Annotated in this window: 14 protein-coding genes; 7 read left to right on the forward strand and 7 right to left on the reverse strand. The window is 66.6% G+C overall.

The window, feature by feature from the left end; translation table 11 throughout:
- Positions 1–2: 2 nt before the first annotated feature.
- The 6 genes from AC1MH0_RS00550 to AC1MH0_RS00575 are packed head-to-tail and all read right to left on the reverse strand — an operon-like array spanning position 3 to position 5,216.
- Positions 3–542, reverse strand: a complete 540-nt coding sequence (locus tag AC1MH0_RS00550; RefSeq protein ID WP_480964215.1) for a phosphatase PAP2 family protein — start codon at positions 540–542, stop codon at positions 3–5.
- Positions 539–1,165, reverse strand: a complete 627-nt coding sequence (locus tag AC1MH0_RS00555; protein WP_480964216.1) for a class I SAM-dependent methyltransferase — start codon at positions 1,163–1,165, stop codon at positions 539–541. Before AC1MH0_RS00555 ends, AC1MH0_RS00550 begins: the two co-directional genes overlap by 4 nt.
- Entirely contained in the window at positions 1,162–1,821 is a 660-nt protein-coding gene (locus AC1MH0_RS00560) for a tetratricopeptide repeat protein (RefSeq protein WP_480964217.1), read from the reverse strand. The genes AC1MH0_RS00555 and AC1MH0_RS00560 overlap by 4 nt, the downstream gene beginning before the upstream one ends.
- Positions 1,818–2,597: an SDR family NAD(P)-dependent oxidoreductase gene (locus AC1MH0_RS00565; RefSeq protein WP_333927622.1), complete on the reverse strand. Its 780-nt coding sequence runs from the start codon at positions 2,595–2,597 to the stop codon at positions 1,818–1,820. Before AC1MH0_RS00565 ends, AC1MH0_RS00560 begins: the two co-directional genes overlap by 4 nt.
- The gene (locus AC1MH0_RS00570; protein ID WP_480964218.1) at positions 2,584–4,689 is read right to left on the reverse strand and encodes an AMP-binding protein; all 2,106 of its coding nucleotides are present in this window, start codon (positions 4,687–4,689) and stop codon (positions 2,584–2,586) included. Before AC1MH0_RS00570 ends, AC1MH0_RS00565 begins: the two co-directional genes overlap by 14 nt.
- Positions 4,686–5,216: a thermostable hemolysin gene (locus AC1MH0_RS00575; protein ID WP_480964219.1), complete on the reverse strand. Its 531-nt coding sequence runs from the start codon at positions 5,214–5,216 to the stop codon at positions 4,686–4,688. The genes AC1MH0_RS00570 and AC1MH0_RS00575 overlap by 4 nt, the downstream gene beginning before the upstream one ends.
- A gap of 320 nt (positions 5,217–5,536) precedes the next feature.
- On the opposite strand from AC1MH0_RS00575, the gene AC1MH0_RS00580 reads away from it, so the two are divergent.
- From AC1MH0_RS00580 to AC1MH0_RS00610, 7 genes are all read left to right on the forward strand, one after another.
- Positions 5,537–6,064: a DUF3833 family protein gene (locus AC1MH0_RS00580; protein ID WP_480964220.1), complete on the forward strand. Its 528-nt coding sequence runs from the start codon at positions 5,537–5,539 to the stop codon at positions 6,062–6,064.
- Positions 6,061–6,753, forward strand: coding sequence for a VIT1/CCC1 transporter family protein (locus AC1MH0_RS00585; protein ID WP_480964221.1), 693 nt, complete (start codon positions 6,061–6,063; stop codon positions 6,751–6,753). The genes AC1MH0_RS00580 and AC1MH0_RS00585 overlap by 4 nt, the downstream gene beginning before the upstream one ends.
- Positions 6,754–6,793: 40 nt before the next feature.
- Positions 6,794–7,294, forward strand: a complete 501-nt coding sequence (locus tag AC1MH0_RS00590; RefSeq protein WP_480964222.1) for a hypothetical protein — start codon at positions 6,794–6,796, stop codon at positions 7,292–7,294.
- A gap of 305 nt (positions 7,295–7,599) precedes the next feature.
- Positions 7,600–8,166: an RNA polymerase sigma factor gene (locus tag AC1MH0_RS00595; RefSeq protein WP_480964223.1), complete on the forward strand. Its 567-nt coding sequence runs from the start codon at positions 7,600–7,602 to the stop codon at positions 8,164–8,166.
- 69 nt (positions 8,167–8,235) lie between these two features.
- Positions 8,236–9,204, forward strand: a complete 969-nt coding sequence (locus AC1MH0_RS00600; RefSeq protein WP_480964224.1) for a FecR family protein — start codon at positions 8,236–8,238, stop codon at positions 9,202–9,204.
- Entirely contained in the window at positions 9,107–11,470 is a 2,364-nt protein-coding gene (locus tag AC1MH0_RS00605) for a TonB-dependent receptor (RefSeq protein ID WP_480964225.1), read from the forward strand. Before AC1MH0_RS00600 ends, AC1MH0_RS00605 begins: the two co-directional genes overlap by 98 nt.
- Positions 11,471–11,806: 336 nt before the next feature.
- Positions 11,807–13,303: a hypothetical protein gene (locus tag AC1MH0_RS00610; RefSeq protein ID WP_480964226.1), complete on the forward strand. Its 1,497-nt coding sequence runs from the start codon at positions 11,807–11,809 to the stop codon at positions 13,301–13,303.
- A 253-nt stretch (positions 13,304–13,556) separates the two neighbouring features.
- Here AC1MH0_RS00610 and AC1MH0_RS00615 read toward each other — a convergent pair whose 3' ends face one another.
- Entirely contained in the window at positions 13,557–16,757 is a 3,201-nt protein-coding gene (locus AC1MH0_RS00615; RefSeq protein WP_480964227.1) for an efflux RND transporter permease subunit, read from the reverse strand.
- Position 16,758 lies beyond the last annotated feature (1 nt).

The following is a 16,758-nucleotide window of genomic DNA, read 5'->3' on the forward strand; positions in this document are numbered from 1 at the left end:
ACTCAGAACCGCATGGCGACGTCGATCCCGCCGCCGCCAGAGCCCTCCCACGGCGTCAGGCGGACGCGGTCGTCGTGGCGCGAGGTCAGCAGGAAACCGCTGGCGCTGCCGATCACCGCGCCGGCAAGGACGTCGTGGACATAATGCTTGTCGGCCCGGACCCGTGCGACGCCAACAAACGAGGCAACCAGCAACGCGGGCAATCCCGCTTCCCAGCCGTAGCGTTTCTCGAGCGATGCCGCCGCGGCGAACGACACCGAGGTGTGGCCGGAGGGAAAGCTTTTATCGTCGCTACGATCCGGGCGGCGCTCATGGATCAGTTCCTTTAACGCGAATGTCGTGCCGCCAGCGACGAGCATGCTGGCACCCGCGTCCAGATCGCCGCGCCAGTCACCCTGAACAGCGGGCACGCCGAGGGCGGCACCGACGAGCAGGTCACGGCCGATATCGCTGCCATCTGCCCAGCCTTTTGGACCGGCGGTGGCGGGGGCTGCCCACGCCACCGGCACGAGTACCAGCAATGCGATAATCTTGACCTTCATTCCGCCAGGGTCCCTTTTTGCGGTGATTTATCGAAAGTTCCGATCATGCCCGCCACGCCAAACCCCGCCTTAACCGTGGTGATCTCGGCGGTCGGTCCGAGCATGCTCATCAAGTCCGCGACGGTGAGCAGCCGGTGCGTGCTGCTGCGTCCGATCCCGGTGCGGCGCAAAGATTCTGCGGTTGTCGCATAGACTGCGAGCCGTCCGCCGGGACGCAGCACGCGCATCAGTTCGGCAAGGACCGGGCGATCGTCGTGCCAGAAATAGGCGACGTTGGATGCTAGGATGCGGTCGACGCACTCATCGGGCATCGGGATGTCGGTGAACGGCGCATGGTAGAAAACCGCGCCGGGGTTACGCCGGCGGGCGGTGTCGATCATGTCCTGCGAATGATCGAGGCCATAAACTCGTCCTGCTCCCGCTGCCGTCGTCAGCGCGGGGATTGCGTCGCCGGTACCACAGCCGAAATCGAGAACGCTATCGCCGCGTCGGACATCGAGCGCCGCGATCGCGAGGCGCGTCGGCCGACGGTTGGCGACGCGCATCGCATGCCCGACCAGCCGACCGCCCACGCCGCTAGGGTTCTCAAGCTGCCGCGCGAGGGTAGCGGCGAGCGGGTTCACGCCGCCTTGAGCTTTGCGTTGATCTTGCCGAGCAGCGCCCGCATTTCCGCACGACGTCCTGCGTCCCAGACTGGGCGGACCGTGTTCGCCGGCGCTTGCAACCCGCGCAGGACATATTGCTTGGCCTGGGCGGGATGCCCCTCGTCGTTGAGGAAGTCGGCATAGAAGAAGTTATTGTCGAGACCGTTCGGGTCCTGCTTCAGCGCCGCCTCGAGCAGCGCGCGCGCTTTCGCCGTGCTGCCGAAGCCGATCGGGAAGCCGGGGACGCGGTAATAGAGGACGCCGAGGCTCATCTTGACGCCGCCATCGGCGATGTTCGGATCGATCCCTTGCGCCTTTTCGAGGATGTCGCGCGCCGATCGGGCGAGACCGAGTTGTTTGAGGACGCTGGCGCGCGCAGCCTCTTCGCTGACGACGATCCCCTGCCACAACAGGGGCTCTGCCCGGCCAGGATAGCGTGCGGACACCTGCGCGGCTTGGCCGGCGAGCGCATCGAGCTGGCGATATTGCTCGTTCCGGTCGGCAACCTGATAGCGGATATGCGCCCACTGATCGTTGATACGGCGCACCGCGGCGTCCATCGCCGGGTTGTTGCTAGCGTTGGCGGCACCCGCAAAGGTGAGCGCTGCGAAAGCGAGAGCGTAACGGACGGTCATGATAGGGCTCCTGAAGGATTGTCCTGAAATAGGCCGCGCGCGGTCAGCACCTGTCCCGCGAGACCGCGATCGACGACGCCCGGCAGCATCGCGTTGAGCTGCGTGAAGACGCGCTCGGGCAGCCCGATCGACACGTCGCGCTCGCGCCGCTCGATCGCGCGGAAGATGCGGTCGGCGACGGTGGCGGGATCGTCCGCGGTCATCTTGGTCAGCGTCATGAAACGCTCGATCGTCGCGGTGTTAAAGCCGGTCCTGACCGCGCGGGGCGCGACGTGCGTGACCGCGATCCCGCGCCCACCGAGTTCGCGGCGCAATGCCTGGCTCAGACCCTTCAGCCCTGCCTTCGCGCTCGAATAGGCGGTGAAATAGGGGTAGGGGACCGCGCCCATCACCGAGCCGATGTTGACGATCTGGCCATCGCCGCGCGCGATCATCTGCGGCACGACTGCGCCTGCCAGGACCGCGGGTGCTACGAGGTTGACCGCATAGCCGAGCGCGATCCGGCTTACGCCTTGCTGTTCGAACGGTCCGAAATACTGGAGCCCCGCGACGTTGGCGAGAATGTCCACATTGCGCTCGGCGAGCGTGCGGGCGAGGTCGGCCAGCGCCTTAGGATCGGCGAGATCGGCGACGAGATGATCGTCGCAGTCTCTCGACGCGACGCGATCGATCCCCGTGACGTGTGCACCGCGCGTGCGTAGTCGGGCCGCGAGCAGGCCGCCGAGCCCGCCGGCCGCACCGGTCAGCACGATATGGCGGCCTTCAAGCCGGGACACGCGTCGCCTCCAGCTCGATCCCGGCGAACAGCGCGCCGAACAGTCGGAACATGGCGTTGGCCATGTCGATGATCGCGCGCTGGTCTTCGGGATCGTCGATCCGGTTCATCAGCTTTTCGAAAAACACCATGTGGTCCTGGTCGAGCGCACCATGCGAGGTCAGGTAATGAAACGCGTCGTCGGGCAGCCCGAGCGACGCCTGCACCGCGCCGGCGCCGTGGCTCGCCATCGCGATGCTGGTGCCCTCCAGGACATAGACCATGCCAAAGAACGCGGCGGGGTTGCCCGTGCGGATCGTCTCGTACGCATGTTCTACCATGGCGCGCGTGGCAGGAGAGGGGGCTTTGCTCGCTGCCATGCTGTCGCCCCCAGCCGCTTCGATGTCTTCCAGGATCCAGAATTCGTGACCGGTCTCTTCCTCGATATACTCGTCGAGTGCGGCGACCAGGACAGGTCGGTGCGAAAGCCGAGCCCGTGCTTCCTGCATGAGCGGCACGGTGTGGCGGACGTGATGGAACGCTTGCGTCAGATACGCGATGTAATCCGCGCGCGTGATCCGTCCGGTCATCCCGGCGACGAGTTGCGGGGTCATCGCAAACCGCGCTTGTGCCTCTCGGGTGTCGGCAACGAGGCGGTTAAAGAAGGGCAGCTCTGATGGCGCGTGATCCATGGGAATCTCCTGGGCGGGATAGGCGGTGTCGATCGCGGCGCGGCGGAGGCGGCCGTTGCCGGTGAGAAGTCCCGTCGCGGGGGTGAATGGCGGGACGACCTGCCAGTCCGCGATGTGCGCGTAGGCAGGGAGCGCTTCGTTGGCGGCGGCAACTGCGGCCTCGACGTCCGCGGTCGGTGATGACGGGACGAGCAGCGCGTCGATCGTCGCGCGCCCGTCGCCGCGCACCATCGCCTGGAAGATGGCGGGTTGGCGCGTCAGTATCCCCTCGACCCATTCGGGGGCGATGTTGCGACCGTGGCTGGTAACGATGAGCGCCGACTTGCGCCCCTCGATCCAAAGCCGGCCGGCATCGTCGATCCGTCCCAGATCGCCGGTCGCGAGCAGGCCGGGAGCGCGCGGTGCGCCGACGGTGCCGAGGAAAAGCGGCCCGTCGATCAGGATTTCGCCGTCGTCGGCCAGGTGCAGGATATTGGCACCGATGCTCCTGCCGACGCTGCCGCGCGATGACGGATCGCCGTCGTCGAGTGAAACGACCGAGGCGCATTCGGTGAGGCCATAGCCCTGACGTACGGGCAATCCGAGGTCCGCCGCGGCGTCGAGCAGCAGGGGATCAACCCGCGCACCGCCGACCGCCACGAGTGTCAGTCGTGGCAGCCGGATACCGGTCGCACGCATCACCGCGACGAGGCCGCCGAGATATTCCGGCACAAGTATCAGCGACGTGATTGCCTCACGATCGATCGTGCCGAGGATCGCCATGACGTCCGGGCGGAACGGATCGGCCATGCCGACCGCAGACTGCGGCAGCGCGACATAGGTCCCGCCTGCCAGCATCGTCGCATGCAGGCCAGCGACGGTCTCTAACAGGATGCCCTGCGGCAATATCGGCAAATGCCGCCCCGCATGATGCACGCCGAGCGTATCGACCACCGCCTGCGCGACGCCGAAGAGATGGTCGCGCGACAGGCAGATGCCCTTCGGATCGCCGGTCGACCCCGAGGTGAAGGTGATGCGGGCCGTACCCTGGGGCAGGATGCGAGCGGACCTGCTCCGACAATCCTCCCTAACATGCAGCGAGGGCTGCGCGCCAAGTGACAGCATTACCGGCCCCGAAAGCAGCATCTCCGCGCCCGCTGCGTCGAGCGCGTGATCGGTCTGGGCGCGCGTGAAGAACGGCGGAAGCGGGATCGTTGCTATGCCCGCTTCGAGGAGAGCGAGATCGAGGATGCATTCGTCAATACCGTGATCGAGCTGGATCGCGACCGGGCGGCCATGGGCGAACCGCCCCGCCAAGTTCTCGACCAACAGCGCAAGCACGCGTGCAAGCGTGGCCCAGGTCATCGGCGCGGCGCCGTCTATCGCGATCGCATCGGGACGGCGTTCGGCATGGCCGAGGATCGCGTCGAGTAACCGCGTCATGCGCGCACACTCCGGTCGAGCCGCGCGCGACACGCGGCGATGTCGCCCGCACACACGACCGGATCGGTCTGGTAATAACGCCCCCAGGTCTCGCCTGCCGCGCCGAGCGCGTCGATCCGTGCGGGGGCGAGTTCGATCAACTCGAGACCCAGGCGCGCGAACATCGACCGCAACGGCCGGGTCAGTACGGCGACCGCGACATCCGCCTGACCGGCGAGTGCCGCTGCCGCCTCGTGCCACAGAGTTATCGTCGCGCCGGGACGCTGCGAGGCATGGTCGCCGAGCTCGACGACCCGCGCGCGGGGTACCGGTCGCCCGAACCGTTCGGTCAACAGCACCTCGATTGGGCGGTCGAGATACCCCTCAAGAAACAGGGTGCCGGCTTCGGCAAGCCGATAGCCGAGGGTCGCTTGCGGCAAATCAGGCGCACCGACAGTCAGGTAGGTCGGATAATCGCTCGCAGGGATGGCCCCGTGTACGGCGGCGTAACGGTCATGGATCAGCGCGATCAGCGCGGCGTCGTGCATATGCATCCTCCCAGATGCAGATGGGACGCCGCCCTCACGTCACGACCTCAGTCCACGCTGACAAAAAACATCAGTTAACGACGATTTGACGTCGGCAAACGGGGACAATCGACGATTTAGTCGTCCTTTCAAAGAAGCCGGAGGAATAAATGATACTCATTATCAGCTTTCAGCGCGTAGATCGGTCCCATGAACTTGAGTTTAGGGAACGGGTGGTGGCGCAAGGGTCGTCGATAGCTTAGATATTGGCACTGAGCATAGTATCGGACGTTGCAATCGTGCCGTTCGACCACACCGCGCTCCTGCCGAAAGCCCCTGCGATGATGCCGTTCTTGACCTCGAGGCCAGCCGTCGCGATAGCGTTCGCCGTGCTCGTCTCGGCCTGTGCGGGCGCTCCACCCGTAGCCAACACCTCCGGTGCCGCGCCGCGCTTCGTCGCAGAGCGTTTCTTCGCAGGCCGCCTCGATGGCGTCGGCACGCTCAAGATCGTGCTGCACGCGCCGATCACGACGCACGTGATCAGCATCGGTCGTGTCGACGCCGACGGGATCCTGCTGCTCGACCAGCACATCGAACAGCAGGGTAAGCCCGCACGCGATCGGCAGTGGCGGATCCGGCCGCTCGGCAACGGCCGTTATAAGGGCACGCTGACCGACGCCTCCGGCCCGGTAACTGGGGAGGTCGAGGGCAATCGGCTGCACCTCGGCTTTTCGATGAAGGGCGGCATGCGCGTCGATCAGTGGCTGAGGCTGTCGTCCGATGGGCAGGTGGCGCAGAACCATCTCATCGTCCGCAAGTTGGGCGTTACCGTCGCGACGCTAGAGGAAACCATTAGGAAGTTGCCATGAGCGTCCATAGCGAACGCCATCTCGTCTCGCGGACCGGCTGGTTGCGCGCGGCGGTGCTCGGCGCGAACGACGGGATCGTCTCGACCGCAAGCCTGATCGCGGGCGTCGCCGCGTCGGGTGCGACCACCGGCGCGGTGATTGTCGCGGGGTCGGCAGCGATGGTTGCGGGCGCGATGTCGATGGCGGCGGGCGAATATGTCTCGGTCAGTTCGCAGGCGGATAGCGAAGCCGCCGACCTTGCGCGCGAACATGCCGAACTCGCCAGCGACTGGGCGCACGAGCATGACGAACTGGCGCAGATCTATGTAGGGCGCGGGCTTGATCCGACGCTCGCGCATCAGGTCGCGGAGCAGTTGATGGCGCATGACGCGATCGGCGCCCACGCGCGTGATGAGCTCGGCATCTCCGAAATCGTCATGGCGCGCCCGGTCCAGGCGGCGTTCGCCTCGGCGATCAGCTTCGTCACCGGCGCGGTCGTGCCGCTCGCGGTCGCGGCCCTCGCCCCGGCGCCGCACCGGCTGGTCGTGGTGATCGGCGCGACGCTGGTCTGTCTTGCGATCCTCGGCGTGGTAGGCGCGAGGGCAGGGGGCGCCCGCCCGTTCCGCCCTGCGGTCCGCGTGCTGCTCTGGGGTGCGGCAGCGATGGCGGCGACCGCCGGGATCGGGCATCTCGTCGGCACTGCGGTATGAACGTCATGCCCTATGCCGAGGCCAGCCACCGGAGTCCGCGATGAAAGCCCAGACGATGCGCCGTATCCGCCAGTATCATTTCTATTTGGGCATGTTCTTCGCGCCCGCGATCTTATTGTTCGCGCTGAGCGGTGCGCTCCAGACATTCCGCCTGCAGGAGGCGAAGGGCTATGGCGGCACGCCGCCCGGCTGGATCGTCTGGATGGCCAGCGTGCACAAGGACCAGTCGCTGCCGCGCGAGAAACGCGGCGGGCCTCGCACTTTAACGCCGTCGGCACCGCGCGCCGGGGCGGCGTCGGGACCTTCCACCGAGATGTCGTCGGGATCGCCGTCCGGCCCCGCAAAGCGCGGGGAGGATCGACCGTTCGCACGCATCTCGCCGCTGCCCCTGAAGATCTTCGTCGTGCTGATGTCGATCGGGCTGCTGGCGTCGGCGATCCTCGGCATCGTCATCGCGCTCACCAATCGGACGATGCGCCGGACGTCGGTGATCGTTCTCGTGGCGGGAGCAGTGTTGCCGCTTCTGCTCCTGCTGGCCTGAAACGCTGGCGATCGGCCGTCAGCGTCTTGCCAGGATCAGGTGCGGTTCGGGTCGGATACTGCGATGGGCGCGGTGCATCAGCCAGCCCTTGCGCACGCCGTCGACACCGCGATATCCGCCGGCTCTCCACGCAGCCGCGCGCCGTCCGGCAACGCAATGATCCGCCGGACCGTTCGACCGGCGGGCGGCGTGATATCGTTTTCAAATATTTCGAAGGCGACTTCCTGTTCGGACGAGGGCAGTATGCCACGAGATTGCCAATGCCGGGCGCTGGGATGACGTGCAACGATTGCTCGCCAAGGTGAATGCCAGGCTCGGCGCCTGAACCGCAGAGCCATGTTGTAGCCGACGCCGATCCGATCCCGCCCGCCGGCTTGTCCGCGGTGCTCACGGCGAACCGCCCGCAACTCGTCCGGTTCTTCACCGGACGAACGGGAAGCGTCGCGGAGGCCGAAGACGTGGTGCAGGAAATATGGCTGCACATCGCCGAGCCCATGACGGGCCCGATCGCGAACCCGCTCGCCTATCTGCACCGCGTCGGCATGAACATCGTGCTTGACCGGGTACGGGCCGGCGAGCGGCGCCGCCGACGCGACGCGGGCTATGTCGAGGTGACGACGTCGGTCATGGCCGCGGAGGCGATCGACGATGCGCCCTCCGCTTTCGACGCGGCCATGGGGCGTGAGCGGCTCGACCGGCTCGTCGCTGCTCTGTCGGGGCCGCCCGAAGGCGCGATGCGTGTTTTCCGACGGCACCGCATCGATGGCGCCTCGCATTCGGAGATCGCCGCCGAACTGGGCATATCCCGTAGCGCGGTGGAAAAACACGTCGCGGTCGCGCTCCGGCACCTCAGAAAGGCGCTCGATGATTGATCGAGGCAAGCAACTGTGGTGCGCGATGCGCGGCGGCGTCTATCATTCGGGCGGGGAAAGGAGGGCGGCATGACGGACATACGCACGGCGATCGACGACGCGGCGTCCTGGCACGCCTGCCTTGATTCGCCGGAGATGGACTGGGAGGCGTTCGGCGCCTGGCTCGACGCCGACCCGTCGCATCGCCGCGCCTATGACAGCATCGCGCTGCTCGACGCCGAGATCGGCGAGGCCGCGCCCGCGATTGCAGCTGCGATGCCCGCGAACGACGACATGGTCGCCGAGACGCCCGCGCCGACACGATCGCCGCGCTGGCGTTGGGCTGCGCTCGGCAGTGGCGGCGCGCTTGCGGCAGGCCTCGCGGTGCTGCTCGCCGTCCCGTCGGCCGATACGGCGGGACAGCTTTACACGACCGGTCGCGGCAAAACCCAAGCGGTTACGCTCGCCGATGGCAGCCGCATGCAGATCGACCGCGGGTCTCGCGTGTCGGTCAGCGGCGGGACGAGCCCAGTGATCGAGATTGCGGACGGGGCGGCGAGTTTCGCGGTGCGCCATGACCCCTCGCGCCTGCTGATAGTGCGCGCCGGCGGTTATGAAATACGCGATATCGGCACGCGGTTCGACGTCGTTAGCGCGCGCGGGCGCGTAGCGGTCACCGTCGCGGAGGGTGCGGTTGACGTCACGCCGATCGGCGGGTCATCGGTGGACACGACGATGCTGCACGCCGGACAAAGCCTGGACATCACGCCGTCGAAGCAGATCGCCGAGCGCCGCACCGTCGATCCTGCACGCGTCTCGGACTGGACCGATGGACGACTCGATTACGATGGCGCACCGCTGGCGCTGGTTGCGGCCGACATATCGCGGTATGCCGACGCCCCGCTGATGGTCGATCCGTCCGCGGCGAACCTGCGTTTTTCCGGGGTATTGACGATTGGTGATGGATCACGGCTCGTCGATCAGCTTCGCGCGGTGCTGCCGATACGCGCTCGTCGCGACGGCGGCGTGGTGTATCTGGACGCCGCCGGCTCACGCTGAGCAGGTCGAAGCTAAGGGCGGGCGGCCGGGGCTGACGATCGCGGCCGGTACGCTGCGATCGGCGCTCGACGCTCTCGCACGGCAGAGCGGCATATCGATCGGGATGGCGGGATCGCTTCCCGACCTGCGTGTCCGGCGCATCGATCGCGCGCGTGATGTCGGCGATGCATTGCGGCAGATGCTTGCCCGCAGCGGGCTGCGTGCCGTCAGGGTCGACGCGACCACGTGGCGGATAGAGGCGGTTCCGCGGAGTCCCTCGCGTCCGCCTCGGCGCCGCGCGCCGCCGCCCGACCTCGCCAGCGGTGACATCATCGTCACCGCCAGCAAGCGCGACGAACGCCTCTCCGATCTACCCGCCTCAATCAGCATTGCGGGCGGGCAGGTGCTCGACCGTCTGGCCGGGCGGCGTGGGCTGGTCGACGTGATGGCAAGCACCGACAGCGCGTTCTCCACCAATCTGGGGCCCGGTCGCGACCGCATCTTCCTGCGCGGGGTCGCCGACAGCGCATTCAACGGCACAAGCCAGTCGCTGGTCAGCCTGTATCTCGACGACGTGCGGATCGGCTATGCCGCGCCCGATCCCGATCTGCGGCTCGTTGATGTCGACCGTGTCGAGGTGCTGCGTGGTCCGCAGGGTACGCTGTACGGCACCGGTGCGCTGGGCGGCGTCGTCCGCATCGTCACGGTCGCGCCCGATCTCGATCGCATCACCGGTAGCGCCGCAATCGAGGGAACGGGCGTCGCCAACGGTTCGCTCGGCGGTGCGGTCGAAGGCATCGTCAACGTGCCGATCCTGCCCGGCACGCTGGCCCTGCGCGCCTCTGGCTGGAGCGAGACGATGCCCGGCTGGATCGACGACATCGGGCGCAACCGCCGAGACGTCAATCGGACACGCCGGATCGGCGGTCGGGCGGCGTTGCGCTGGGCGTTCGGCGACTGGCACGTGACGCTTGGCGGCATCGCGCAGCGGATCGATGCGCGCGACAGCCAATATGCGACCGATGGCCTGTCGCGCGCGACCCGGATCGCCGAGCCGCAGGACAATGACTTCACTGCGGCAACGCTCACCCTCCAGGGGCCGATCGGCAAGCTCGACGCACAGGCGACGACCGCATTCGTCGACCAAGAATTTGGCAGTACCTATGATGCCAGCGTGTTGGCGTCCTCGCTCGGCCTGACGGCGCCGCTGGCCTATATTGAGGATCGCTCGGCTCAACTCCTGTCGCAAGAGATCCGCGTCAGCAATCTGACCGCGCGCCATCCGTGGATCGTCGGTGCGACGATCCTGCATTCGACCAGCCGACTCGACGGCCGGTACTTCTCCACCGGCGGATCCCCTGCGGTGACCGCGCGGCGCGACGAAGAAGATGTGATCGACGCCGCTGTGTTCGCCGAGGGCACCCAGCAATTGACGCAGACGCTCGATTTCAAGTTTGGTCTGCGCGCGTTTTCGACCATCAGCCATCTCGAACAGGTCGACCCCGAACGCGAACGCGCGGCGCGGGTCGGCGTCACGCCCAGCGCGACACTCAGCTGGCATCGCGACGATCTCGGTCTCGTGTGGCTGCGCTATGCTAGCGCGGTCCGTCCGGCGGGCGTCAGTCGCACCGCGCCGATCGCCGACCGCCGCATCCCCGGCGACGAGTTGCAGAGCCTCGAACTGGGGTGGCGGATCCGCGTGGGCGGGGATGTTCTAGCGCTACACGGAGCAGTCTTCGGCTCGGTCTGGGAGCATTTGCGCAGCGATACCGTTGGCGCGGACGGCCTGCTCGGGACGGTCGATGCGGGTAACGCGAACAATTACGGGCTCGAACTAGGGGGCCGGCTGGACCTAGCGCCGGTCGCAATCGACTTTAGCATGACGCTGCAGCGCGCGCGCCTGACCTCAACCTCGTCGGTTGCAACGGTCGATGGCGATGATCGCCGGCTGCCCGTAGTACCTGATATATCTGCGAGGCTCGCTGCCTCGAGAAACTTTGACGTGCGCGGGCTGCCTGCTCAAGTCTATGCAGCCGCTCGTTATATCGGTCGGACCCGACTGAGCTTCGATCCGTTGCTGGACCGTCCGGCAGGCCGCTATGCGACGATCGATGCCGGTAGCTCGATCGATATGGGCGCACGGCGCTGGTCGGTCGACGTCACCAATCTGCTCGACAGCCGTGGCAACAGCTTCGGCTTCGGCAACCCTTTTACTCTCGGCAGCACGATGCAGACCGTGCCCGTGCGTCCGCGGACGATCACGCTGCGGTTAGCGATTGGGCTTTGAAATGACGTAGCTGCTTACAGGGGGGCAGCTGGAACCGCTTCTCCGCCTATATGAACGAACGGCCGGAGTAGAGCAGTCGCAGGCAGGCCGGGAATGACCGGTTATGGGTCCGCGTTGCCGGAGGGGATCTGGGCATGCCGGTCGATCAGGGCGGCCACTGACCAGCTCTACCGGAAAGCGCCAAGCGATGTAGGAAAGCAGACTTTTTACGACGCTGCTGAACGTGTAAGGGTCGGCGCGATCAGGTCGGCGGCCCGCTCGGCGAGGCGGCCGATGCCGCGGTCCGCCAGTACCAAACAACAATGAAAGCCCGACGAGCGTCGCGGGTACGAGATGATGACGGTTGAACTTCGCTGGCCCGATGGCGGCCCCGACATGGTTGTCCTTGCCGCGCCCCCAACGGTGGAGACGGCCTTTCTTGAAGGCGCCGAGCGGGTAAGCGCGCGGATCGCGAGCGGCACGTGCGTCGTCGTTCCCGAAAACGAGCACCGCCGGCTGTTTTTCGCCAGCCGTGCCGCGGTGTTCAAGAATTGGGACAAACCAGGCAAGTGCCAATATCCCGGCTGCGGCAACCGCAGCATCGCGCGGTCGCACACGCTGCAGCGCGGCGGTCCGCTAACCGAGCTGCGCGGCCAGGACGGGCACGTGACGACACTCGAGATTGATCATCGGACCGAGCGCCTCGTCGCCGGCCGCAAGGGGCTCGATCTCGCCAGCACCTTCCCGGGCTTCTGCTCGAAGCACGAGGCGATCTTCGATGTGTTTGAATCGCGGGCGACGCTGACGACGACGCGCGACGTGGTGCTGCAGCTTTACCGATCGGCCTGCCGTGAGGCGGTGCGGCTGGAGTTCGACGTCCGGCAGCACACCCAGTCGAGGGAGCAATTCGAGCAGCTCTATGACGAGAAGCTGCGCGCGCTCGTTCACGCGGAAACGGCTGCTTTGGTCGATCAGCATCCAATCCTTGCCGCGTACCAGATCAGCGCGCCGAGTGATAAGGATGACCGGTTCAACCGGTGGCGCGACGAGGCTCGACAGGACCGCGACACGATCCGCGAGATGATCGTCCATCTCAGCCAAGCGATGGTGGCGATGGACCAGGGCATGATGGGCGCGCATTTCCACCGCTTCATCCTGCCTCAGCGCTTGCCGATCACCCTGTCCGGCCAGAGCGTGCTCAAGATGACGCTGGGACCGGATACACACCGAGTTGTGGTGCTACTGGTCGTCGTGCCGGAGGCCGGCCGCACCCAGGTATTTATCGCATCACCCGCCGAGCAGGGGCCGCTGCTCGACGCATATCTGAAGCAAAGCGATCTGCTGCGGTCGGGCGAGGAGGCCGACCCCGATGCCCTAGTCGCGCTGATTGAGCGCTTTCTCCTCTACGGTACCGACCATTGGTTCATGGAGAACAAGTTTTGGAATGACCTTCCGCTGGGGACGCGCGCGAAGATCATTGAGGAAGCCGATAGGCGAGATGTTGGAGTAAACGACGTCCCGCCGATAGCCGTCTTGCCGCGACCGGCGGCTGCGATTCGCGTGCCGCTGCACCGGGTGGCGACCGCACGCGAGGCCCTTCGCGAGCGGCGACGAAAGCGCGGTTGGAGAGACTCCGAGAACCTCGACGAACGGCTGGCTCGCCGCCTTATCCCTGCTCACAAGCGGCGCCAATGTCAGCGGTTTAGCGACAGCTGCTCAAGCGACATCCATGTCGTCGATGACTGCGGCGCTGCTCACCCGCGCTGGGTGTTCGTGCGCGCGTACCGGACTGGCCAGTGGTGCACCCCTTGGCGGCGCATGAAATGGTCGCAGATTGAGCCGTTCAGCGATTAAGAGCAGCCGCAAGCCGGCACCGTACGTGCGCTCGTTGCTAAAGCATCCGCTCCTTGGGACCGCACCGTCCGAGGTGCTCGAGCCCGCTAGGTCTGATGGCTTTTATGCATTCATCTATTTACCGATCTTATGAGGCCCTCAATTGTGCCGTCGCTAACAACATGAACGAACGGCAGAAGCTGGGAGCGTCCGTGATGCCGCGGATGTCTGAATGTGGGTCGTCGCAGTCTTAAATCATCAAGCGTTCCCCCGATCAAGTTCGTCCCCGGATGTCATATCCTCCGACGCCCCATCCACCGAACCGTGCGTAGAGCGTCGGCAGGACGAAGAGCGTCAGTAGCGTCGCCGAGATCAGGCCGCCGATGACGACGGTCGCCAGCGGCTTTTGCACCTCGGCGCCAGCGCCGTGGCCGAGCGCCATCGGTACGAAGCCGAGGCTGGCGACGAGCGCGGTCATCGCGACCGGTCGCAGCCGGGCGAGCGCGCCGTCGTGCGCAGCCCGGACCCGGTCGATTCCGCGCGCCATCAGGTCATGGATCGACGACACCATGACCAGACCATTGAGCACGGCGATCCCCGACAGCGCGATGAAGCCGACCGCGGCTGAGACCGAGAACGGCATGCCGCGCAGCACGAGCGCGAGCACGCCGCCGACCAGCGCGAGCGGCACGCCGGTGAAGACGATCACCGCGTCGCGGACGGAGCCGAGCGCGCCGTAGAGCAGCACCATGATGACCGCGAAGCAGACCGGGACGACCAGCATCAGCCGATTGCGCGCGGAGGCGAGGTTCTCGAACTGGCCGCCCCATTCGACATAGGTTCCGGGCGGCATCGTCACCTGCGCATCGATCGCGGCGCGTGCGTCGGCGACCACGCTGGCGACGTCGCGGTCGCGGACGTTGGCCTGGACGACCACGCGGCGCTTGCCGTTTTCGCGGCTGATCTGGTTGGGTCCATCGACGACCGCAATGTCGGCGACGGTCGACAGTGGCACGAACCCACCTGCCGATGTTGGCACGGGGATCTGCGCCACGTGGGTGAGGTCCGAGCGCGATGCCTCCGACAGGCGGATCACGACGGGGAAGCGCCGGTCGCCCTCAAAGATCATGCCGGCCTCGCGTCCGCCGATCGCGGCGGCCACGGTGTCCTGCACGTCGCCCGCGGTGACGCCAATCCGCGACATCGCCATCCGGTTCGGACGAATGTCGAGCATCGGCAGACCCTCCGTCTGCTCGACGCGCACGTCGACCGCGCCGCGCGTCGCTCGCAGGACCTTGGCGATGCGGTCGGCCGCGGCGTTCATGCCCCCGAAGTCGTCGCCGAACACCTTGACCGCAATGTCGCCGCGCACGCCGGCGATCAGCTCGTTGAAGCGCATCTGGATCGGCTGCGTGATCTCGTACGCGTTGCCCGGCAGCGTCGAGAGTTGCTTCGCCATCCGCGCGACCAGCGCTTCCTTCGCGAGGCCGGGGTCGGGCCATTCGGCCTTGGGCTTCAGAATGACGAAGGTGTCGGTGGCGTTCGGCGGCATCGGATCGCTGGCGATCTCGGACGTGCCGGTGCGCGAGAAGGCGAAGCGTACCTCGGGTTGGCGCGCGAGCAGCTTCTCGACCTGGAACTGCATCGCCTGGCTCTGGTCGACCGAGGTGCCCGGGATGCGGACCGCCTGGACGAGGATGTTGCCCTCGTCGAGCTGGGGCAGGAATTCCTGGCCGAGCGTGGTGAAGGCGACGCCCGCCAGCGCGAGCGCGCCGATGGCTATGCCCAATGTGATGCTCGGGCGGCGCATCGCCTTGCCGAGGCCCGGTTCGTAGCGGCGACGCAGCCAGCCGATGATCCGGCTTTCCGTCTCGTCGACGCGCCGACTGAGCGCTATCGCGATCGCCGCGGGGACGAACGTCATCGACAGGACGAACGCGAAGACCAGCGCGATGATGACGGTCAGCGCCATCGGTTCGAACATCTTGCCCTCGACGCCGGTGAAGGTCAGCAGCGGGGCGTAGACGAGGATGATGATCGCCTGACCATAGACCGACGGTCGGATCATCTCGCGCGCCGATGCGGCGACCAGATCCAGCCTCTCTCGAAGCGGCAGCGGTCCGTCCCTGCCATGCTGCGCCTCGCCCAGACGACGCAACGCGTTCTCGACGATGATGACGGCCCCGTCGACGATGAGCCCGAAGTCGAGCGCACCCAGACTCATCAGGTTGGCTGACACGCCTGCCTTCAGCATGCCGATGCTGGTCAGCAGCATCGTGACCGGGATCACCAGCGCCGCGATCAGCGCCGCGCGGAAATTGCCGAGCAGCACGAACAGGACGACGATGACCAGCACGGCCCCTTCGGCGAGGTTGCGGGCGACGGTCGCGATGGTCGAATTGACCAATTCGGTGCGGTTGAGCACCGGCTTCACCACGACGTCGACGGGCAGGGCGCGGCCGATCTCCTCCAGCCGCATGCCCACGCCCGTCGACACGGTGCGGCTGTTCTCGCCGATCCGCATGACCGCGGTGCCGACGACGACCTCGTGGCCGTTTTCCGATGCCGACCCCATGCGCAGCGCCTGGCCGGTACGGACCGTGGCGATCTGGCTGAGCAGGATCGGCACGCTTTCGCGCGTCGCGACGACGGTGCGCGCGAGTTCGTCGGCGTTGCGAACGCGGCCATCGGCACGAACCGCGAGACCTTCGCCGTTGCGATCGACGATGCCCGCGCCGGCGCTCGTGTTGTTGCGCTCGAGCGCGGCGGCGAGGTCGTTCAGCGTGATCTTCATCGCCGCCATCCGCTGGATGTCGGGGACGACGAGATATTGCTTGGTGTAGCCGCCGAGGCTGTCGACGCCGGCTAGACCCGCACTGCTCTTCAGCTGCGGCGTGACGATCCAGTCCTGTACGGTGCGCAGATAGGTCGCCTTGTCGGGTTCGCTGACGAGATGGTCGCCCTCGGGCGTGATGTAGCTGCCGTCCTTCTGCAGGCCGGGCTCGCCGTTGCGGTGGCGAACCTGGTCGAGCTCGCGATATTCGACCGTCCACATGAAGATGTCGCCGAGACCGGTCGCGATCGGTCCCATCTCGGGCACCACGTCGTCCGGCAGGTCCTCCTCGGCGGTGCGCAGCCGCTCCGCCACCTGCGACCGCGCGAAGTAGATGTCGGTCTCTTCGTCGAACACCGCCGTGACCTGCGCGAAACCGTTTCGGCTGAGCGACCGCGTGTAGTCTAGGCCGGGGATGCCAGCGAGCGCGGTCTCGACGGTGAAGGCGACCTGTTTCTCGATCTGGTCGGGCGACAGCGCGGGGGCGCGGACGTTGATCTGGACCTGGTTGTTCGTGATGTCGGGGACGGCGTCGATCGGCAGCCGCTGGATGGCGAACACACCGGCTAGCGCCGCGGCGACGGTCAGCAGCAGGACGAGCCAGCGCTTCTCGACGGCAAAGGTTACGATACGGGAGAGCATG

This window comes from Sphingomonas sp. AP28 (assembly GCF_056680455.1).